This window comes from Oceaniglobus ichthyenteri, from assembly GCF_003057885.1.
Taxonomy (GTDB): domain Bacteria; phylum Pseudomonadota; class Alphaproteobacteria; order Rhodobacterales; family Rhodobacteraceae; genus Oceaniglobus; species Oceaniglobus ichthyenteri.
In genome coordinates, this window is record NZ_QAGK01000005.1 from 172,506 (window position 1) to 193,091 (window position 20,586).

Sequence of the window (20,586 nt, forward strand, 5' to 3'; positions counted from 1 at the left end):
TTTAGGTCAAAAGCTGGCGCAACACTTCGTTGAGGATTGGGCGGCCAGTTGGGGTGACGCGCAGTCGGTCATCTTCGAGAGCGATCACCGATAGGGCCTGTAGTTCGGCCAATTTTTGTGGGTAAAGCGGTGTTTCAGCGAGAGTATGAAAGCGCTGCATGGATACACCGTCACTCAGCCGCAGGCCCATCATCAGGTACTCTGCGGCTTGTTCGTTGCCCGAGAGGGCAGTGGCGCTGTCGGTTGTACCATCTGCAGATTCCACTGCGTTCAACCATGCGCCTGGCTGTTTTACAGCCTCGGTTGCGTATTTTTGTCCGCCAAGGGTGAGCCGGCCATGGGCGCCAGGCCCAACACCAACGTAATCACCATAGCGCCAATAGATAAGGTTATGACGGGATTCAGAACCGGTTTTGGCGTGGTTCGACACCTCATAAGCTGAAAGACCGGCAGCGCCGCAAAGATCCTGAGTCAAATCATACATATCGGCGGACAGATCATCATTTGGCAAACCGCGCAATTTGCCGCGGTTGTAGCGATCACCAAAGGCGGTGCCATCTTCGATCGACAGTTGATAGAGCGACAGGTGATCAATCGCCATGGAAAGGGCTTCTGACAACTCGGCCTTCCATTCTGCCAGACTTTGATCTTGCCGCGCATAGATCAGATCAAAGCTGACCCGGTCGAAAGTCGATTGTGCGATGTCAAAGGCTGCTTTTGCGTCCCGCACAGAATGAAGCCGCCCAAGACGGCGCAAATCTTTGTCGTTCAGGGCCTGAATACCCATGGATATTCGGTTGATGCCGGCCTCGCGATAGGCCTGAAAACGCCCAGCCTCGACCGAGGTTGGATTGGCCTCAAGCGTGATTTCCATATCGTTCGATCCGGGCCAAATGGCGCGGGCGGTTTCGATCACTGCGGCAACGGTTTCAGGCACCATCAAACTGGGTGTGCCACCGCCGAAGAAAATCGTGTTCAACACGCGATTGGGGGCCATTTCGCCATACCGTTTGATTTCACTGACCAAGGCATCCCGCCATCGGCCGTGATCAACGCGGGCAACCACATGGCTGTTGAAGTCGCAATAGGGGCATTTGGCCTGGCAAAAGGGCCAATGCACATACAGGCCAAAGCCCCCCTCGGGGGTGATGTCAGGCAAAACAGGCCGCCATCAGTTTTTTGAAGGCATCGGCGCGATGACTGAGTTGGTTTTTCTGCGCCTGATCCATTTGGCCAAGTGTTATATTGTAACCATCGGGTTGGAATATCGGGTCATAGCCATGACCCTGTTGCCCTCGCATCGGCCAAACCACCTGACCCGACAGAACACCGGTGAACACCTCGTCGTGGCCGTCGGGCCAGGCCATGACCAACGTGCAACAAAACCGCGCTGTTCGCGGGAAGGGCGCATTGGCTGCCTCAAGCATGTCGTGGGTTTTGGTCATGGCCATTACGAAATCGCGCCCGTTCGGGGTTTCCGCCCAATCGGCGGTGAAAACCCCCGGCGCGCCATCCAGTGCATCAATTTCGATACCGGAATCGTCGGACAGGGCGATCATGCCTGTGGCTTTGGCCGCGGCGTGGGCTTTGATCCGGGCGTTGTCAACAAACGTGGTGCCGTCTTCAACCGGTTCAGGAAGCTCGTGATCCTTGGCTGAGGTGACGGACACGGTATAGGGCGCGAGAAGTGCGGCGATCTCGTCCATCTTGCCTTGGTTGTGGGTGGCGACCAACAGGCGGTCGCCGTCAAAACGGCGCGTCATGCGACCGCCGCTTTTTGTGCTGCAACCAGATCGGCCATGCCTGTATCTGCCAGATCCAACAGCTCGGTCAGTTCGCTGCGCGAGAATGTCGCGCCTTCGGCTGACATCTGAATTTCGATCAAACGGCCCGAACCGGTAAGAACGAAATTGCCATCCACGCCCGCTTCGCTGTCTTCGGGGTAATCCAGATCAAGCACGGGCTGACCCGCATACATGCCGCACGACACCGCGGCCACATGATCGACCATCGGATCGGTGATGATATCGCCGGCTTTCATCAATTTGTTCACCGCCAACCGCAATGCAACCCATCCGCCGGTGATTGCCGCACAGCGGGTGCCGCCATCTGCCTGAATCACATCACAATCGATTGAAATTTGCCGCTCGCCCAATGCCACCCGGTCAACGCCCGCGCGCAAGGCCCGCCCGATCAGGCGTTGAATTTCCTGTGTTCGGCCCGATTGGCCATTCTTGGCCTCACGGCGCATCCGAGTATGGGTGGCGCGGGGCAACATGCCGTATTCGGCGGTGACCCACCCCAGCCCAGTGTTTTTCAAAAACGGCGGCACGCGTTCTTCCAGCGAGGCCGTGCACAGAACATGGGTATCACCGCATTTGATCAGACAAGAGCCTTCGGCGTGTTTTGTGATGCCGACTTCGATTGAAATCGGGCGCATTTCGTTTAATTTACGGCCAGACGGGCGCATGGGCTTTCCTTTGCAAGTGTTGCGTCGTGATACCCAAGGCAAAGCCCCCGGTGCAACCCCGATTGACGTTCGCGGCCCAGGGTGGCCTAGTGGCCCCTGGCCAAGCAAAGGGTTTAGTCCGATGAATGATGGGTCGAACATTTTGTCACAGATGAACCTGCGATCCCGCGAAGTGTTTCGCCGGGTGGTTGAGGGGTATCTTGATACCGGCGATCCCGTGGGGTCGCGCACCCTGACCCGTTCGATGAGCGAAAAGATCAGCGCGGCAACCATTCGCAATGTGATGCAGGATCTTGAGCATCTGGGCCTGCTGGGCAGTCCGCATATTTCGGCGGGGCGAATCCCGACGCAACAAGGGCTGCGGATGTTTGTCGATGGCCTGCTTGAAGTCAGCAGCCTGACAGAAACCGACCGGGAAAGCATTGATGCAACCCTGGGCCACAATGAATCTGACGTGGGATCATTGCTGGATCGGGTGGGTGGCGCGTTATCGGGGGCCACCCATGGCGCCAGTGTTGTACTGACCCCAAAACACGAGGCGCCGATCAAACATCTGGAATTTGTCAGCCTGGCGGCGGATCGGGCACTGGTGGTGATCGTTTTCGCCGATGGTCACGTGGAAAATCGCATTTTCCATCCCCCGGCCGGCCAAACGCCCAGTTCCATGCGCGAGGCGGCGAATTTTCTGAATGCCTTGGCCGAAGGCAAAACCCTGAGCGATCTGCGTCACACGATCGAACGTGAGATCAAGGCGCGGCGGCAGGAATTGAACACTTTGGCCGCCGAATTGGTGCAAAGCGGTCTGGCAATTTGGGAAAATGAAGGCGGGCGTTACGAACGGTTGATCGTGCGGGGCCGGGCCAATCTGCTCGACAGTGCGACAGAAGCCGCCGAGCTGGATCGCATCCGCACTCTGTTTGATGACCTTGAGCGCAAGCGTGATATTGCCGAATTTCTGGAATTGACCGATCAGGGCGAAGGTGTGCGTATCTTTATTGGCTCTGAGAACAAGCTTTTTTCACTTTCGGGTTCATCTTTGGTCGTTTCACCATATATGAACGCTGACCGTAAGATCATCGGCGCTGTGGGTGTGATTGGTCCGACACGGCTGAACTATGGTCGGATTGTTCCGATTGTGGATTACACAGCACAGATGATAGGCAGACTGCTGACCGACCGAGGTTGATGGGTGAAAGAATGAACAAACCACAAGACGATATAGACAGCCAGATCGAAGAGATGTTGGCACAAGAAGGATATGGAGAGGCCGATACAATGGCGCCCGAAGCCGAAGAAACGCTGGAGGATCAGCTTGAAGCGCTGCGCGCCGAGCGGGATCAGTTCCGCGATCGGTTCATGCGCGCCCTGGCCGATGCCGAAAACGCCCGCAAACGCAGCGAGCGTGACCGTAAAGAGGCGGAAAATTACGGCGGATCAAAACTGTCGCGCGATATGTTGCCGGTGTTTGATAACCTGCAACGCGCGCTTGAGGTGGTGACCGATGAACAGCGCGCCGCCAATTCCGGCCTTCTGGAAGGGATCGAGCTGACCATGCGCGAGCTGATTTCGGTTTTCGCCAAACACGGCATCAAATCGATATCACCCGAGATTGGCGATAAATTCGATCCGTCGGTGCATCAGGCCATGTTCGAAGCCCCGGTGCCCGGCACCAAATCGGGTGAGATCATTCAGGTCATGGCGCATGGGTTCATGTTGCATGATCGGTTGCTGCGCGCGGCTCAGGTTGGCGTCAGCTCGACCCCGAAGTCGTAAGCGCCTTTAGCTCGTAAATCAGGTTCAGCGCCTGTTTAGGTGAAAGATCGTCTGGGTGAACCTGGGCGATCTTTTCCATTACGGGCGATGGTTTTGTGGGGGCAGGGGCCGCGGTGGCCACGGCGGAAAACAGCGGCAGATCGTCGATCAACGCCGCCTTGCGCGCGCCGCCTTCGCGTTCGCCTTTTTCCAGGGCGTCCAGCACCACCTTGGCGCGGTCCACCACGGCCTGTGGCAGGCCGGCCAATCGCGCCACCTGCACCCCATAAGAGCGATCCGCCGATCCCTTGCGCACTTCGTGCAGGAACACCACATCGCCCTGCCATTCCTTGACCGTCACCGTGGCGTTTTGCGCGCCTGTCAGACGGTCGGCCAGTTGCGTCATTTCATGATAATGTGTGGCAAACAGGGCGCGACATCGGTTCTTGTCGTGCAAATGCTCCATCGTGGCCCAGGCAATGGATAATCCGTCATAGGTGGCGGTGCCGCGCCCGATTTCATCTAATATTACCAGGGCGCGATCATCGGCCTGATTCAAGATCGCCGCCGTTTCGACCATTTCCACCATGAATGTCGAGCGCCCGCGCGCCAGATCATCCGCCGCGCCAACCCGGCTGAACAGTTGTGACACGATCCCGATATGTGCCGTTGTGGCCGGCACAAAGCTGCCCATTTGCGCCAGCAGCGCGATCAGGGCGTTCTGGCGCAGGAAGGTCGATTTACCGGCCATGTTCGGCCCGGTCAAAAGCCAAATCGCCGCTTCGCTGTCAGGCTCGGCCAAGGCGCAATCATTGGCCACAAAGCTGGCCGTGCCTTGGCGGCGCAGGGCCTGTTCCACCACCGGATGCCGCCCGCCGGTGATCAGAAAGGCGCGGCTGTCGTCCATTTTCGGGCGCGCCCAATCTTCGCCGCGGGCCAGATCCGCCAACGCGGCAGATAGATCCAGTTCGGCCAGCGCGGCGGCGGTTGCTGAAATTTCACCAGATTCGGCCAGTATCGCCTGTGTCAGGCTGGAATAGAGCCGTTTTTCAATCTCAAGCGCGCGCGCGCCCGCGTTCAGGATTTTCGTTTCCATATCGTTCAGGGGCACAGTGGTGAACCGCACCGCATTGGCGGTGGTTTGGCGGTGAATGAACGTATCTGACAGCGGCGCAGACAGCATTTTTTGTGCATGGGTCGCGGTGGTTTCGATGAAATAGCCCAGCACGTTGTTATGTTTGATTTTCAACGTCGAAATGCCGGTTTGCGCCGCATAATCGGCCTGCAGGCCGGCAATCACGCTGCGCCCTTCGTCGCGCAATGTGCGCGCCTCGTCCAATTCGGCGTCATACCCTTTTGCGATAAACCCGCCATCGCGCAGCAACAGCGGCGGTTCGGCGATCAGGGCCTGATCCAACAGGGCGATCAGATCGTCATGGCCATGAAGCGCCTGACAGGCATCGCCCAACAGGGGTGGCATATCTTCATGCGCCATTTGCGCAATGTCGCGGGCGCGCTCTAATCCCGCGCGCATCGCGGTCAGATCGCGCGGCCCCCCCCGATCCAGCGCGAGGCGCGACAGGGCGCGATCCATATCCGGCACCCGCCGTAGGGCGGCGCGCAAATCTTCGGCCATACGGCTCTGTTCCACCAGAAACCCCACGGCGTTCAGCCGCATGTCGATGGTGGGCAAATGGCGTGACGGGCTGCTGAGCCGCCGTTCCAACAGCCGCCCACCGCCGGCGGTCAACGTTCGGTCAATCGCCGCCAAAAGCGATCCATCGCGCCCCCCCGACAGGGCATGGGTCAATTCCAGATTGCGGCGGGTGGCGGCATCAATCTGCATCACCCGATCCGCGCTTTCCCGTATCGGCGGGCGCAGCAACGGCAATTTGCCCTTTTGCGTAATTTCCAGATAATCAACAATCGCCGCCATCGCTGCAATCTCGGCGCGGGAAAATGTGGCGAAGGCATCCAGCGATGATACGCCAAACAACGCACACAACCGTTTTTCACCGCTGGTTGAATCAAAACTGGCCCGCGATAGTGGGGTGGGGGCCGCGCCCGATTCCGTTATGATGTCAAACAGCGTGTTATCGTCACTGTCGGCGATCAAAATTTCGCGCGGGGTCAGGCGGGCCAATTCCGGGCCCAACCGCACCAAAGGGCAGGGGGCCACACGGAATTGCCCCGTTGAAATATCAACCCAGGCCAAGGCCCCATCGCCGCGCACCTGCGCATAGGCACAGAGGAAATTGTTGCGCCGCGCCTCAAGCAATGAATCCTCGGTCAATGTGCCGGGGGTCACCAGACGCACGACACCGCGTTTCACCACCGATTTACTGCCGCGCTTTTTCGCCTCGGCCGGGTCTTCCATCTGTTCGCACACGGCCACGCGAAACCCCTTGCGGATCAGGGTCAAAAGGTACCCTTCGGCGGAATGCACCGGCACGCCACACATGGGAATGTCCTGATCCATGTGTTTGCCACGCTTGGTCAGGGCAATATCCAAGGCCTCGGCGGCGGCCACGGCATCGTCAAAGAACATCTCGTAAAAGTCGCCCATGCGATAAAACAAAAGCGCCTGAGGATACTCGGCCTTGATCTCAAGAAATTGTGCCATCATCGGCGTGATGGCAGATTTTACATTGGCCATAATGCCCCCCGGTGATCGTGCGCAGTTTAACCAGACCGTCACGGGCATTAAAGGCGAAACTCTGGGCGCTCAGCCGGTTGAAAATACCACTTTTGGCGTCCGTACACGGCACGGTTTTCGTGATATGGGTCACGGAAAATCAAAAAAAGGGATAGGTCATGCGGATATGCATGTGGTCGGGGCCACGCAATCTTTCGACGGCGATGATGTACAGTTTTGGCGCGCGCAGTGATTGCGATGTGGTGGACGAACCGTTTTACGGCGCGTTCCTGGCCCGGAGTGGTCTGGAACATCCGATGCGCGATGCGATTTTGGCCGCCGAACCGACCGATCCGGCGCAGGTGGGCGCGGCGCTGACTGCCCCATTGGGCGCGCGGCACATGTATCAAAAACACATGGTACATCATATGATGCCAGGGTTCATGCCCGATTGGCCCGCCGATACCCGGCATGTGTTTCTGATCCGCCATCCCGCCCGAGTGGTCGCCAGTTACGCCAAAAAGCGCGAGGCGCCGACGATCGAGGATCTGGGATTTGCCCATCAACTGAACCTGTATCAAGGTTTCGTCAAATCCGGTGCCGCGCCGATTGTGATCGACAGTGGTGATATTCGCGCCAATCCGGGCGCGGCGCTTGCGGCGCTGTGTGCGGCGCTGACACTGCCGTTTGATCCGGCGATGTTGAACTGGCCCGCAGGCGGGCATCCATCGGATGGGGTCTGGGCGGCCCATTGGTATGGGGCGGTGCATCGTTCAACCGGGTTTGACGGGGCCGAAGGCGCGCTGCCGCATCTGGATGGGCAATATGGCGAATTGGCCGATGCCGGGATGGCGGCGTATCAACACTTGTATGCGGCGCGAATAAAAATATCGAAACTTTGAAACTCTGCGCCTTGGGCATTCGTGGTTATGGGGGAACGCGACACGGATCGCGTGCCATACTGAAGGATGAACAAGATGAAAAACCTTACCCTGTCTGCCATTGCTCTGATTGCCAGCACCGGTTTTGCCTTGGCCGCCGGCCATTCCATGGCCCCCGGTGTCACCGCCGCCGATCAAGACGTATCAAACGGAGTGGTCAGTGCCGAAACAGTGATGGCTGGTGAAAACGGCTGGTTGGTTGTGCACCGCACCGATGCCGATATGAAACCCGGCCCGGTGGTTGGCTATGCGCCCCTGCGCATGGGTGAAAACACCGATGTGGCCGCAATTTTGCAAGAACCGGTCGCGTCGGGCGATATGCTGATGTTGATGGTTCACGCCGAAACCGGCGGAATGAAAACCGGCGTGTTTGAATATACCTTGGGCGCCAAGGAAGACGGCCCGATCAAACCCGAAGGCAACCTGGTGATGCAGGTGATCACCGCCAAGTAATAAAGTCTGGTAACGAGTATCGCCCAGACCGCCCCACGCGGTCTGGGCAGTTTTCTATTTTACGCGTTTGTTGCGGTTGGCAATCAATTTCAGGCGCAGCGCATTCAAGTGAATGAACCCGGCCGCGTCTTTTTGATCATAAGCGCCTGCATCGTCTTCGAACGTCACATGGGCCTCGGAATACAGGCTGTGATCCGACCAGCGGGCAACTGTGCGCGCCGATCCTTTATACAGTTTCACCCGCACCGTGCCGCTGACGTGTTCCTGACTTTTGTCAATCAGCGCCTGCATCATTTCACGTTCGGGGCTGAACCAGAACCCATTATAGATCAGTTCGGCATAGCGCGGCATGATGCTGTCTTTCAGATGGCCCGCGCCGGAATCCAGCGTGATCTGTTCAATGCCACGGTGTGCCTCAAGCAGGATCGTGCCGCCCGGAGTTTCGTAAATCCCCCGTGATTTCATGCCGACAAACCGGTTTTCAACCAGATCCAACCGGCCCACGCCGTGCTTGCCACCCAGTTCGTTCAGTTTGGTCAGGATCGTGGCGGGCGACATTGCCTCGCCATTGATCGCCACGGCATCGCCTTTTTCAAAGGTGATTTCGACCATTTCGGGCGTGTCTGGCGCATCTTCGGGGTGCACCGTGCGTTGATACACATAATCGGGTGCCTCTTCGCTCGGGTCTTCCAACACTTTGCCCTCAGACGAGGTATGCAACAGGTTCGCATCCACAGAAAACGGCGCTTCGCCGCGTTTGTCTTTGGCGATCGGGATTTGATGCTTTTCCGCAAAATCAATCAGTTTGGTCCGGCTTTGCAGATCCCATTCGCGCCACGGCGCGATCACCTGAACATCAGGGTTCAACGCGTAACAGGCCAGTTCAAAGCGTACCTGATCATTGCCCTTGCCGGTGGCGCCATGGGCCACGGCATCGGCGCCTTCGCGCTGTGCAATCTCAACCAGACGTTTTGAAATCAGCGGCCGCGCGATTGACGTGCCCAGCAGATACAATCCCTCGTACACTGCATTGGCGCGAAACATCGGGAACACGTAATCGCGCACGAATTCTTCGCGCAGGTCTTCGATATAGATGGCCGAGGCGCCCATCATTTCGGCCTTGGCGCGGGCCGGTTCCAATTCTTCGCCCTGGCCCAGATCGGCGGTGAATGTCACCACCTCACAGTTGTATTCCGTTTGCAGCCATTTCAGGATGATCGACGTATCCAAGCCGCCGGAATAGGCCAAAACCACTTTTTTCGGTGCGCTCATCGTCATCTCCTTGCATGGCTGAACCGTGGCGGCGATACCTTTAATTTGCGCCAAGAGCAAGGTCGCGCCTTGCAAGGGCCCCCGGATTCAGGCCACATCGGGCCTATGAATGATTTTGCCGATACCGCCCTTGCCACCACAGCCCGCATGCGCGCGCTGTTTGCGCCCACCCCGCTGCAGCGCAATGATTTCCTTTCGGCAAAGTATGACGCCGATATCTGGTTAAAGCGCGAAGACCTGTCGCCGGTACGTTCCTATAAAATTCGCGGGGCATTCAATGCGATGCGCAAGGTGCGCACCGATAACCCCGATCAGGATCTGTTCGTCTGTGCCAGCGCGGGCAACCACGCCCAAGGGGTGGCATTCGTGTGCCGCCATTTCGATGTGCGCGGCGTGATTTTCATGCCGGTCACGACACCTCAGCAAAAAATCACCAAAACCCGCACCTTTGGCGGTGATAACATCGAAATTCGGCTGATTGGCGATTATTTCGATGATACCTTGGCCGCCGCACAAGATTACTGTGTGCAGGCGGGGGGGCATTTTCTGTCACCTTTTGATGATGCCGATGTGATCGAAGGGCAATCCAGTGTTGCCGTTGAAATGCTGGCCGATCTGGATGGCCCGCCCGATATGGTAATTTTACCTGTTGGTGGCGGCGGGCTTTCGGCGGGGGTGAAAAGTTATCTCGATGTGATGTCGCCCGAAACCGAGCTGATTTATGTCGAACCCCAAGGCGGGGCCAGCCTGACCGCCGCATTGGCGGCGGGGGAGCCGGTGACGATTGATCGCATCGACAGCTTTGTGGATGGGGCCGCCGTGGCCCGGATTGGTCAGCGCACGTTTGCAGTGTTGAAAAACGCGTCTGCGGAAAATGTACTTTTGGCGCCCGAAGACCGTATTTGCATGACGATTCTGGAAATGCTGAACGTTGAAGGCATCGTTTTGGAACCTGCCGGCGCGCTGTCGATCAATGTATTGGACGAATTGCGCGATCGCATTCAAGGTAAGCGTGTGGTGTGCGTGACGTCGGGCGGGAATTTTGATTTTGAGCGTTTGCCCGAGGTAAAAGAGCGCGCGCAGCGGTATTCGGGGGTGAAAAAATACTATATTCTGCGGATGCCGCAACGCCCCGGTGCCCTGCGTGATTTTCTGCAAATGCTGGGGCCTGATGATGATATCGCGCGGTTTGAATATCTCAAGAAATCGGCCCGGAATTATGGTTCGGTGCTGATCGGGTTGGAAACATCTGCGCCGCAGAATTTTGATCTGCTGTTGGCAAAACTTGATCAGGCCGAGTTCATTTACCGCGATATCACGAACGACACGATATTGGCCGAATTCCTGATCTGAGCGTGATCAGGCACTGCGTTTCGTCGGCGCGTTTACCCCGGTCAAGAAGGCGGCGCGCGAGTGGCCGTAACAATCGATGACCCGGCGCAGAAAAGACATTTCCACAGGCGCGGTCTTGGCTGTGTGCTCACCGTCCTGGCAGAGGCGGGCAAAGTCCCGAAACCCCAGATTAAGCGCACTGCCTTTTAGAAAATGCAGATCGTCGCCCAGATTTACGGTGTCTGTGCGCGTATCAAGACGTGCAATCACGCCGTCCACCTCATCAAGAAATAGAACGACAACTTCGGCAAAATCATCGGCGCCGATTTCACCTTTCAACTGTTCAACGCGATGCCAGTCGATCATCTGGTGTTTCCTTTCATAACAAACTGTTTTTAGCGCGATAAAGTTAATGAACCATGAGCAGAAATATTTACCTTATGCACCTGGCAGACTTTACATTTTCTTAATCCGGCAGCGGCACAAGATCATATGGATTTCGACAGCACAGTTTTTGAAAATGATTCTCATGGGGCGGTGTCTTCAATGCATCTGCGCACGGCGGAGGATGGAATCGAACGGGTTCTGGTTGTCGATGACAGCCGGCTGCAACGCAAGATCCTGACCGCGACACTGGAAAAATGGGGGTTTGAGGTTCTTCAGGCGGATTCTGGCGAAAATGCCTTGGTGTTGTGCAGGGATCATTCCTTTGATCTGATCATCAGCGATTGGATGATGCCGGGGATGACGGGGTTGGATTTCTGCCGCCGGTTTCGCGAAATGCAGCGGGATCGTTACGTTTATTTCATATTGCTCACCTCAAAATCCGAAAAGAACGAAGTCGCCATCGGGCTGCAAAGCGGCGCTGACGATTTCATCACCAAACCGGTCAGTGCGGAAGAATTGCGCGCGCGCATCACCGCAGCCGCCCGAATTATGAAAAACGAACGGGAGCTGTCTGAAAAAAACCGAATGATTTCCGCCGCCTATTCGGAAATCAAGGCATTGTATGCCGCGGTTGATCGTGACCTGAACGAGGCGCGAAAACTGCAACATTCGCTGTTGCGCGATCGCTCGGTCGATTTTGGCACGGCGCAGGCGTCTCTTGTGCTGCGGTCGTGTGGCCATGTGGGCGGGGATCTGGTGGGTCATTTCCGGGTGGATGATGACCAGGTTGGTTTGTTTTCGCTGGATGTGTCGGGCCATGGCATTGCCTCGGCTTTGTTGACAGCGCGTTTGGCGGGCTATCTTTCGGGCAATTCACCTGATCAGAACATGGCGCTTGAGGCGCGGGGCGATGGCGCCTATGCCGCGCGCGATCTGATGGAAGTGGCCCATCGGCTGAATCGGATGATGTTGGATGATGTGGACACCGAACATTATTTCACCATCCTGCTGGCCTATGTGCATCTGAAAACCGGTGCGGTCGAGATTTTGCAAGCGGGCCATCCCCACCCGATCGTGCAGCGGGCCAATGGCAAGATCGAGCTTTTGGGAAATGGCGGCATGCCGATCGGGCTGTTGCCTGACCCACAATTTGATGTGTGTTCCACGATCCTGTCACCGGGCGACCGGTTGTTGTTGGCGTCAGATGGCATCACGGAATGTGCCGATGAATCCGGCGCATTGCTGGGGGAAGAGGGCCTGATCAGCATTCTCAGGGCCAGCGCCCACGTTAAGGGAGAAACGTTTTTTCAATCGCTTTTGTGGGATCTGGCATCCTTCGCAACCAAGGAGGATATGGATGATGATGTGTCCGGTGTTCTGCTGGAGTTTTCAGGCCCGATGGATCAGGCGGTTTAACTTGGCCAAACCTTGACCTGTGCGCCGACTTTGACCTGATCGTACAGCCCGATCACATGCTCATTTTTCAACCGGATGCAGCCCGAAGAAACAGCGGTGCCAATGGTCCAGGGTTGCGATGTGCCGTGGATGCGATACATCGTGTCGCGGTTTCCACGATACAGATACAGCGCGCGCGCGCCCAAGGGATTGTCGGGGCCACCCGGCACGCCACCGGCGAATTTGCCGTAAACATGCGGCTCGCGACGGATCATGTTTTGGGTTGGGGTCCAACTGGGCCATTCGGCCTTGCGACCCACCCGGGCCGTACCGATAAAATTACGCCCCGCATCGCCAACGGCCACGTGATATTCTGTTGCAACACCGGGGGCCGTCACATGGTACAATACGAAATATTTCGGAAACACATGAAGTGACCCAACCTCGATATCATCGCGGATACGTTTGACCACCGGATCAAAACTTTCGGGTGTGGTATGCGGCGGGCCGACATGGGCCTGAGCGGCAAGAGGGGCCAGACCCAGCGCAGTGCCGGCGGTTTGAATGAAATGGCGTCGTGTGAGCATGGCAGCCTCCGGCGATCGTGCGTGATCGTGCTTTTAATACGTCTTGGTTACACTTGGTGTGCCCGGTGTAAACGGATGCGGGGCAAATTTGTGCCATATGCTGCAGTCAGACACTGTTCACAAACCTGTGACCGCACGTTCATCAGACCGGGGCAAGCCCGTGAAATATGCTTTCTTTGTGCTTGGCCATGTAAATCTGCAACCAAGGGGTGAACTCATCAGGGTGGCGCGCGATTTGCGCCGCCAGATCGTGAATATTGGCCCAGCGAACCTCGGATACTTCATCCGGGTCTGGGTGAACTTCCAGGCTGGCGTTGGCATCGGCGACGAAAATATCGACCACCTCATGTTCGGTCAGACCGCCGCCAACATCGGCGCGATATTCGATCTGGTCACGATACACCGGCCTCAGCCCGACGATGCCCAGTTCCTCTTGCAGGCGGCGCAGGGCGCATGTTGCGGGGGCCTCCTGCCAATGGGGGTGGGTGCAACAGGTGTTGGCCCACAGGCCGGGCGTGTGATATTTATTGGGTGCACGGCGTTGCAACAACACATTTTCACCGTGCATCACAAACACCGAAACCGCCATATGGCGCAGCCCTCTTTGATGCGCCTCAAGCTTTTCAACCGGGGTCAGCACGCCATCAACCCAAGTGGGAATCATGATCGTCATCGCCGCATTTCCAAAGCCAGATCGGTAAGATGCACCATGTTGTCATTCCATTTCCCAAAAAAACGGCCATCGGCGCGCTGGGCTCAAGCTTCGCCCAAATCCGCTTTGAACGTCAAGCTTTGCGCGCTGGACGGCGAATTTCTGAACAGCGTAAATGAGATGCGTACTTTTGGCCGCATTGACCACCCTTGCCCTGTTGCGGCATTGGGGTATGGTACGGCTGCTTTTTGATGAAAACTTTGGCGTTGGAAAAGGCCCAGACCGAACCGACCTGAAACAATGACACGCGAGGACACCCATGGATTTTGAAGCGCTTTTCCAGGGCCAGCTAGATGATTTGAAAGCCGAGGGCAATTACCGCATTTTTGCCGAAATGGAGCGGAAATGCGGCCACCACCCCCGCGCAGCGAATCAGACGGAAACCGGGGCGCGCGATGTGACGGTGTGGTGTTCCAATGATTATCTGGGCATGGGCCATCACCCCGATGTGATCAACGCGATGATCGAGGCGGCAAAATCCTGTGGCACCGGGGCCGGGGGCACGCGCAACATCAGCGGCACTGCCGTGCAGCATGTTTCGCTTGAGGCCGAGTTGGCCGATCTGCACCAAAAGGAAGCGGCGCTGTTGTTTACCAGCGGGTATGTGTCGAACTGGGCCGCGCTGGGCACATTGGGCAGCCGTCTGCCCAATGCTGTCATCTTTTCGGATGCGTTGAACCACGCCAGCATGATCGAGGGCATCCGCCATTCCCGTGCTGACAAAGTGATCTGGAAACACAACGATCCCGAAGATCTGGATCGTAAACTGGCCGCCGTTCCCGCCGACCGCCCCAAGATCGTGGCGTTTGAATCGGTGTATTCCATGGACGGCGATATCGCGCCCATCGCCGAAATTTGTGACGTGGCCGACAAACACGGCGCCATGACCTATATCGACGAAGTGCACGCCGTGGGCATGTACGGCCCGCGGGGCGGCGGCGTGGCCGAAAGCCTGGGCCTGATGGATCGGATCACCCTGATCGAAGGCACATTGGGCAAGGCATTCGGGTGTTTTGGGGGCTATATCACCGGATCAAAGGCGCTGTGCGATTTCATTCGCAGCTTTTCATCGGGGTTCATCTTTACCACCGCGTTGCCACCCGCCGTGGCCGCAGCGGCGCAGAAATCGATTCAGCACCTGAAATCATCGGATGTTGAACGGCAACGCCAGCGCGAACAGGTGGCAAAACTGCGCGCACGTCTGGATTACTTTGGTATTCCGCATCTGGACAACTCCAGCCATATCATTCCGGTGATGATTGGCGATCCGGTAAAATGCCGGATGATCAGCGATATCCTGTTAAGTGATTTCGGGATTTATGTTCAGCCGATCAACTATCCCACCGTGCCCAAGGGCACCGAACGGTTGCGCTTTACCCCCGGGCCGCTGCACACCGATGCCGACATCGAACATTTGTGTCAGGCGTTGAATTCACTGTGGCAGCAATGCGCGTTGTCGCGGCAGGTGGCGTGATACCGTTTCTGTCAGGGTTCAACAGGGTTGAAGAAATTTTGGAACCACCCCGTGTCTGACGATTTGATACAGGAGGATTCCCTGCCGGGTATGCAAAGCGATTTGACCGGCCGAAATCATAGGCTAAGTTAAGCCACAACGTAGAAAAGGCAGACAGTTATGACATCTACCCAAAACAACACCAAATTCATCTTCGCTGCTGCATTCGCAGTCTGCGCTGCCCCCGCTTTTGCCCAAAGCGATGCCGCATCCGGCGATGTTGCCGCGGGCGAAGAGGCGTTTGGCCAGTGTGTCACATGCCATGTGGTGGAAACCCCCGAAGGTGAAACCCTGGCCGGGCGCAACGCCAAAACCGGCCCCAACCTTTACGGCGTCATCAATCAACAGGCCGGCCTAGTTGAAGGGTTCCGGTATGGCAAAGACCTGGTAAAGGCGGGCGAAGACGGTCTGGTATGGAACGAAGAAAATTTCGTGGCCTACGTCAAGGATCCGACCAGCTTCTTGCGTGAATTTACCGATAACAAGCGTGCGCGCAGTAAAATGGCCAACAAGGTCCGCAAGGATGAAGATGCCGTGAACCTGTACGCCTACATGCTTTCCCTGCAGCCCGAGGCCGCAACCAACTAAGCCTGATTCAGGTTTTCCGATGGGCCGCCAGAAATTGTCTGGCGGCCCTTTTTCTTTGTTCGTCTGGTGCATTCATGACCCGCCAACCAATGTTTGGTTTGTTTCTCGCGGCCTTTGGCGCGCTGTTGCTGTCGCCTGATACGCTGATGATGCGGCTGTCGGGCCTTGACGGGTTTTCGATGCTGGCCTGGCGCGGATTGCTTATTGCGCTGGCGCTGCTTGGCGGATGGTTGATTTTTGCCGGCGAATCGCGCCGCCGCGATCTTGCAACACTTGGATCGCGCGCCGGCCTTGTGGTGGTATGTGCGCAAATCATCAATACGTCGATGTTCAGCCTGGCCATATCGGTGGCCCCGGTTTCGGTGGTCTTGTTCGGGCTGGCGACGGTGCCGATATTTGGGGCGATCTTTGCCTGGCTTTTGTTAAAGGAACCAACGCGGCGTGCCACATGGGTGGCCATTTGCGCCGTTCTGCTTGGCATTGGCATCGCCGTGTTCGGGGGGGCGGATGGCGCGCTGAACCTTGATTTTGGGGTGATGATCGGCGCGCTTGGCGGGCTGTGCGTGGCGGCGTCTCTGGCGCTGACGTTTGTCGTCTGCCGGATGTCCCCCGATCTATCGATTCCGCTGGCTTTGGGAGTGGGTGGTTTTATTTCCGGCATGCTGGGTCTTGCCCTTGCCGGGGCGGATGTGACCGATGGAACGATCTGGCCGATCTTTATTTCCGGTGCAATCATATTGCCGGTGTCGTTCTTTGCCTTGTCCTTTGCGTCACGATATACCCATGCGTCGAACGTCAGCCTGATGTTGCTGCTTGAAACGGTTCTTGGCCCGGTTTTCGTCTGGATCGGCGTGGGCGAAGCACCGACAATGGCAATGAATATCGGCGGTGCGATCGTGGTGGGCAGTCTGGCCATCTATCTTTTGCACACCCGGCGGCGGGCCATTTGAATTTCGGGATTTTAACTGTTTGTGAAAATATTGCCCGGCATTGTTGCGTGCGATTGGGTTGCGGGCGCGCGGTTTGTGCCCTACCTGACGGGAAATACGATCGCGGCGGCACCAACGCCCCGAGGTTGCCAAGAAACCCATGTGAGGCCCCGCAATGACCATTGATTGGCAGACCAGCCCCCTGGCGGCAGACACGCCAGTTGACCACAGTTTTCGCAAAACTCAAAACGTGCGGCAATTCATGAACACCCTGTGCGGTCCGGATTTTCGGTTCGATCAGGATATGATCCGGTTCGTGGACGAAGAAGCCCCCGAAACCCTGGGAGAGATCGCCGCCTATTGGAAGGCCCGGGGGGGCAAGCGCACGGTCAAAGACTGAACCGTGCGACAAAGGCGGCATCGCCCGGGTTGCTCAACTGTTCAACCGCGTCGCGCGCGGACATCCACACCGCGCTATGGCCCGGTTCGGACGGTGGGCCGTGCGGGCGCACCGGGCGCGCCGTATAGACATGGCACAGCTTTTCTGCCCACAGATCATAGTCCGGCATATAGGTGAATCGGCGAAACGCCCCCAGACGGCGTGGCGCGGCAATGCGCCAACCGGTTTCCTCAAACACTTCGCGGTGCAATGCGGCGATGGGCGATTCGCCGGGGTCAATGCCACCCCCGGGCAGTTGAAATTCGGGCACGGTTGCATCCTGATAGGTCAGCAACAGCGACCGGCCCAGCGGCAGCACCGCATAAACCCCGGCCCGCCGGATATATTTGCGCCCGGTTTGTGCCGCCTTGCCATACCGTTTGATCATGGCTGCCCCCCTGCCTGTTGGTGATCGCGTTGTTCTGCCTATATAGACACGATATGCCAACGCGAGATGCGTAAGGAAACCCCATGACTCTTGGTTCTAAAATCGCCTGGGACGACACAGTCCTGCCTTTTCAACTTGACCGCTCCGATATTCGGGGGCGGGTGGCGCGGCTGGACGGTGTGCTGGATCGTGTGCTGGAACAGCACGACTATCCACCCCAGATCGAAGCTTTGGTGGCCGAAATGGCGCTTTTGACGGCGCTGATCGGGCAGATGATGAAGCTGCGCTGGAAATTATCGTTGCAGGTGCGCGGCGATGGCCCGGCGCGTCTGATCGCCACCGATTATTATGCCCCCCGCGATGATGGCACGCCGGCCAGGATCCGCGCCTGGGCCAGCTATGACGCCGACAGGTTAGAGCCGGAAAAAGCCCCGTTTGACATGATCGGCAAGGGGTATTTTGCGTTGCTGATCGATCAGGGCCAGGGAACGACGCCGTATCAGGGGATCACGCCGATTGCGGGCGGGTCATTGATGAACTGTGCGCAAACCTATTTCGCCCAGTCCGAACAATTGCCCACCCGGTTCGCCCTGACCTTTGGCAAGGCACAGACGCCGGGCGCGGCCGAAGGGTGGCGCGCGGGCGGTATCATGTTGCAACACATGCCCAAGGCGTCGCCTTTTGCCAGTGGCGATGCCACCGGTGAAGATGGCCTGCTGGAACCCGAAGATATTCTGGACGAGGATGAAAGCGAACACTGGTTGCGCGCCAATACTTTGCTGGACACAGTTGAGGAACTGGAATTGATCGGCCCGACGGTACAGCCCACCGATTTGTTGTACCGTTTGTTTCACGAGGAAAAGCCCCGGGTGTTCGAGGCGCAGCCGGTGCAATTTGGCTGTGGCTGTTCGGCTGACAAGGTGCGGCAAAGCCTGTCAATCTATTCGGCCAAGGATATCGGCCATATGACCACCGAAGAGGGCATCGTCACCGCCGATTGCCAATTCTGCGGCGCCCATTACGAATTCGATCCCAAAACCCTGGGGTTTGAGGCCGAGGCATCCGATGACAGTGGCACCTGACATCACGGCGCGCCTACAGGCCGCCCTGGCCGAAGACGGTGCGCCGTCTTCGGATTTTGATCTCAACCCCGATACGGTTCTGCCCCAGGGTCGGCGGTTGCGCGGGGCAGGGGTGTTGGTGGCGGTGATCGGGGATCATCTGATTTTAACCAAGCGGTCGTCGGGGTTGAAACACCATCCCGGCCAAATTGCCTTTCCCGGAGGAAAGATCGACCCCGGCGATGATGGGCCGGTGGGCGCCGCTCTGCGCGAGGCCGAAGAGGAAATTGGCCTGAGCCGTGAAAACGTGACCGTGCTGGGCGCTTTACCGTCCCATGAAACAGTAACGGGGTTCACCATGACCCCGGTTTTGGCGGTGGTGAAGGCCGAATTTGACCCCCGCCCCGAACCCGGCGAAGTGGCCGAGGTGTTTCGCGTACCATTGGCCCATGTGATTGATCCGGGCTGTTTTGCCATACAATCGCGCCGCTGGCGGGGCACCGACCGGCGCTATTACACTGTGCCCTATGGCCCCTATTATATCTGGGGTGCGACGGCGCGGATATTGCGCGCCCTGGCGGCGCGGATGGCGTGATGCGGATCACCGGCGATTGGTTGCATCATCCCGGCACGCAGGCGGTGCTTGACCTGCTGGCGCCAGGTGCCTTTGCCGTGGGCGGCTGTGTGCGCAACGATCTGATGGGCGTGCCGGTCAGCGACATTGATATCGCGACTGATCTGGTGCCCGATGACGTGATCGCACGGGCAAAAAAGGCCGGGTTGCGGGTGATTCCCACGGGGTATGATCATGGTACGGTCACGATCATCGCCAATGATCTGCCCCATGAGGTGACAACATTCCGCCGCGATGTGAAAACCGATGGCCGCCACGCGGTGGTGCGGTTTTCCACCGATCTGGCCGATGATGCCCGGCGGCGCGATTTTACCATGAACGCGCTTTATGCTGATTCGGCGGGCCGGGTGCATGACCCGCTAAACGGCCTGCCTGATCTGTTGGCCCGCCGGGTGCGGTTTATCGAAGATCCGGCGCGCCGCATCGCCGAAGATCATTTGCGCATTTTGCGGTTTTTCAGGTTTCATGCCTGGTATGGTGACCCTGCTGGGGGAATTGGCGCCGAAGGTCTGGCCGCCTGCGCCGCTGCGGTGGATGGCATTGCGCAGCTTTCGGCAGAGCGGGTGACGGGTGAGTTGTTAAAACTTCTTTCAGCCCCCGATCCGGCCCCCGCCGTGGCCGCCATGACCCAGGCGGGCGTGTTGAACGCGGTGTTGCCCGGCAGCGATGCCCGGTTTTTGCCGGTTCTGGTGCATCTTGAGGGCGGGCAAAGTGACCCATTGGCGCGGTTGGCCATTTTGGGTGGGGAAACCGGCGATTTGCGCCTATCGCGCAAGGAAACGGCGGTTTTGAACCTGCTGCGCGACGGAATGGCCAACACCACGCCCGCCGCGGCCCTGGCCCATGACCATGGCGCAGATTTGGCGCGCACCATCGCCACCTTGCGCGCCGCGCAGTTTGAAACGCCATTACCCGACACCTTGGAGCATGATTTGCAAACCGGGGCCAATGCGGTGTTTCCCATTTCCGCCGCCGATCTGATGCCAGAATTTCAAGGCCCCGCGCTGGGCGCTGAATTGCGCCGGTTGAAAAAACGCTGGGTCAAATCGGGCTTTGCCCTGACGCGCGCCGATTTGTTGCAATAACACCGGCACGATT

General features: G+C 57.8%; 22 protein-coding genes. 13 read left to right on the forward strand and 9 right to left on the reverse strand.

All coding sequences use genetic code 11. From position 1 onward, the window contains the following. Position 1: 1 nt before the first annotated feature. The 3 genes from hemW to rph are packed head-to-tail and all read right to left on the reverse strand — an operon-like array spanning position 2 to position 2,470. On the reverse strand, positions 2-1,159 hold the full coding sequence (gene hemW, locus C8265_RS09640) for a radical SAM family heme chaperone HemW (protein WP_240611034.1): 1,158 nt from the start codon (positions 1,157-1,159) through the stop codon (positions 2-4). Further along, positions 1,152-1,763 carry an RdgB/HAM1 family non-canonical purine NTP pyrophosphatase gene (gene rdgB / locus C8265_RS09645; protein ID WP_108483789.1) on the reverse strand — a complete coding sequence of 204 codons (612 nt, stop codon included), beginning with the start codon at positions 1,761-1,763 and terminating at the stop codon, positions 1,152-1,154. Before rdgB ends, hemW begins: the two co-directional genes overlap by 8 nt. Continuing rightward, positions 1,760-2,470 carry a ribonuclease PH gene (rph, locus tag C8265_RS09650; protein WP_108483790.1) on the reverse strand — a complete coding sequence of 237 codons (711 nt, stop codon included), beginning with the start codon at positions 2,468-2,470 and terminating at the stop codon, positions 1,760-1,762. The genes rdgB and rph overlap by 4 nt, the downstream gene beginning before the upstream one ends. A gap of 121 nt (positions 2,471-2,591) precedes the next feature. On the opposite strand from rph, the gene hrcA reads away from it, so the two are divergent. Both hrcA and C8265_RS09660 read left to right on the forward strand, forming a co-directional pair. Further along, a complete protein-coding gene (gene hrcA / locus C8265_RS09655) occupies positions 2,592-3,656 on the forward strand; it encodes a heat-inducible transcriptional repressor HrcA (RefSeq protein ID WP_108483791.1) in 1,065 nt (354 codons plus the stop codon). Between the two features lie 11 nt (positions 3,657-3,667). After that, entirely contained in the window at positions 3,668-4,243 is a 576-nt protein-coding gene (locus C8265_RS09660; protein ID WP_420818860.1) for a nucleotide exchange factor GrpE, read from the forward strand. On the opposite strand, the gene mutS is transcribed toward C8265_RS09660, so the two are convergent. Beyond that, positions 4,221-6,878 (reverse strand): DNA mismatch repair protein MutS, encoded by a 2,658-nt coding sequence (gene mutS, locus C8265_RS09665; RefSeq protein WP_240611035.1) that lies wholly within the window; start codon positions 6,876-6,878, stop codon positions 4,221-4,223. The genes C8265_RS09660 and mutS overlap by 23 nt on opposite strands. A 158-nt stretch (positions 6,879-7,036) precedes the next feature. Here mutS and C8265_RS09670 point away from each other — a divergent pair, with 158 nt between their 5' ends. Then, positions 7,037-7,759: a sulfotransferase-like domain-containing protein gene (locus tag C8265_RS09670; RefSeq protein ID WP_108483793.1), complete on the forward strand. Its 723-nt coding sequence runs from the start codon at positions 7,037-7,039 to the stop codon at positions 7,757-7,759. 75 nt (positions 7,760-7,834) lie between these two features. Beyond that, the gene (locus C8265_RS09675) at positions 7,835-8,251 is read left to right on the forward strand and encodes a DUF7282 domain-containing protein (protein WP_108483916.1); all 417 of its coding nucleotides are present in this window, start codon (positions 7,835-7,837) and stop codon (positions 8,249-8,251) included. A gap of 54 nt (positions 8,252-8,305) precedes the next feature. On the opposite strand, the gene C8265_RS09680 is transcribed toward C8265_RS09675, so the two are convergent. Beyond that, a complete protein-coding gene (locus C8265_RS09680) occupies positions 8,306-9,523 on the reverse strand; it encodes an argininosuccinate synthase (RefSeq protein WP_108483794.1) in 1,218 nt (405 codons plus the stop codon). Positions 9,524-9,628: 105 nt separating this feature from the next. On the opposite strand from C8265_RS09680, the gene ilvA reads away from it, so the two are divergent. Beyond that, positions 9,629-10,876, forward strand: coding sequence for a threonine ammonia-lyase IlvA (gene ilvA, locus C8265_RS09685; protein WP_108483795.1), 1,248 nt, complete (start codon positions 9,629-9,631; stop codon positions 10,874-10,876). A 6-nt stretch (positions 10,877-10,882) separates the two neighbouring features. Here ilvA and C8265_RS09690 read toward each other — a convergent pair whose 3' ends face one another. Further along, complete coding sequence (locus tag C8265_RS09690; RefSeq protein ID WP_108483796.1) at positions 10,883-11,221, reverse strand: Hpt domain-containing protein; 339 nt, start codon at positions 11,219-11,221, stop codon at positions 10,883-10,885. 180 nt (positions 11,222-11,401) lie between these two features. Here C8265_RS09690 and C8265_RS09695 point away from each other — a divergent pair, with 180 nt between their 5' ends. Further along, on the forward strand, positions 11,402-12,658 hold the full coding sequence (locus C8265_RS09695; protein ID WP_108483917.1) for a PP2C family protein-serine/threonine phosphatase: 1,257 nt from the start codon (positions 11,402-11,404) through the stop codon (positions 12,656-12,658). Here C8265_RS09695 and C8265_RS09700 read toward each other — a convergent pair. After that, positions 12,655-13,224: a L,D-transpeptidase gene (locus C8265_RS09700; RefSeq protein ID WP_108483797.1), complete on the reverse strand. Its 570-nt coding sequence runs from the start codon at positions 13,222-13,224 to the stop codon at positions 12,655-12,657. The two genes, C8265_RS09695 and C8265_RS09700, sit on opposite strands and share 4 nt — an antisense overlap. A 142-nt stretch (positions 13,225-13,366) precedes the next feature. Continuing rightward, positions 13,367-13,897: an isopentenyl-diphosphate Delta-isomerase gene (idi, locus tag C8265_RS09705; protein WP_108483798.1), complete on the reverse strand. Its 531-nt coding sequence runs from the start codon at positions 13,895-13,897 to the stop codon at positions 13,367-13,369. 298 nt (positions 13,898-14,195) lie between these two features. Between idi and hemA the strand changes: the two genes are divergently transcribed. The 4 genes from hemA to C8265_RS09725 all read left to right on the forward strand — a co-directional run bounded on the left by hemA (position 14,196) and on the right by C8265_RS09725 (position 17,366). Continuing rightward, complete coding sequence (gene hemA / locus C8265_RS09710) at positions 14,196-15,410, forward strand: 5-aminolevulinate synthase (RefSeq protein ID WP_108483799.1); 1,215 nt, start codon at positions 14,196-14,198, stop codon at positions 15,408-15,410. 159 nt (positions 15,411-15,569) lie between these two features. After that, the gene (locus C8265_RS09715) at positions 15,570-16,037 is read left to right on the forward strand and encodes a c-type cytochrome (RefSeq protein WP_108483800.1); all 468 of its coding nucleotides are present in this window, start codon (positions 15,570-15,572) and stop codon (positions 16,035-16,037) included. Between the two features lie 74 nt (positions 16,038-16,111). Continuing rightward, the gene (locus C8265_RS09720) at positions 16,112-16,987 is read left to right on the forward strand and encodes a DMT family transporter (protein ID WP_108483801.1); all 876 of its coding nucleotides are present in this window, start codon (positions 16,112-16,114) and stop codon (positions 16,985-16,987) included. 154 nt (positions 16,988-17,141) lie between these two features. Next, positions 17,142-17,366, forward strand: coding sequence for a DUF6434 domain-containing protein (locus C8265_RS09725; protein WP_108483802.1), 225 nt, complete (start codon positions 17,142-17,144; stop codon positions 17,364-17,366). Here C8265_RS09725 and C8265_RS09730 read toward each other — a convergent pair. Next, on the reverse strand, positions 17,356-17,793 hold the full coding sequence (locus C8265_RS09730) for an NUDIX hydrolase (RefSeq protein WP_108483803.1): 438 nt from the start codon (positions 17,791-17,793) through the stop codon (positions 17,356-17,358). The two genes, C8265_RS09725 and C8265_RS09730, sit on opposite strands and share 11 nt — an antisense overlap. An 83-nt stretch (positions 17,794-17,876) precedes the next feature. On the opposite strand from C8265_RS09730, the gene hslO reads away from it, so the two are divergent. Genes hslO through C8265_RS09745 form a run of 3 tightly spaced genes read left to right on the forward strand, consistent with a single transcriptional unit; the run spans position 17,877 to position 20,573 of the window. Continuing rightward, positions 17,877-18,875, forward strand: a complete 999-nt coding sequence (hslO, locus tag C8265_RS09735) for an Hsp33 family molecular chaperone HslO (RefSeq protein ID WP_108483804.1) — start codon at positions 17,877-17,879, stop codon at positions 18,873-18,875. Beyond that, a complete protein-coding gene (locus tag C8265_RS09740) occupies positions 18,859-19,449 on the forward strand; it encodes a CoA pyrophosphatase (RefSeq protein ID WP_108483805.1) in 591 nt (196 codons plus the stop codon). The genes hslO and C8265_RS09740 overlap by 17 nt, the downstream gene beginning before the upstream one ends. Beyond that, a complete protein-coding gene (locus C8265_RS09745; protein ID WP_108483806.1) occupies positions 19,449-20,573 on the forward strand; it encodes a CCA tRNA nucleotidyltransferase in 1,125 nt (374 codons plus the stop codon). Before C8265_RS09740 ends, C8265_RS09745 begins: the two co-directional genes overlap by 1 nt. The last annotated feature ends 13 nt before the right edge of the window (positions 20,574-20,586 follow it).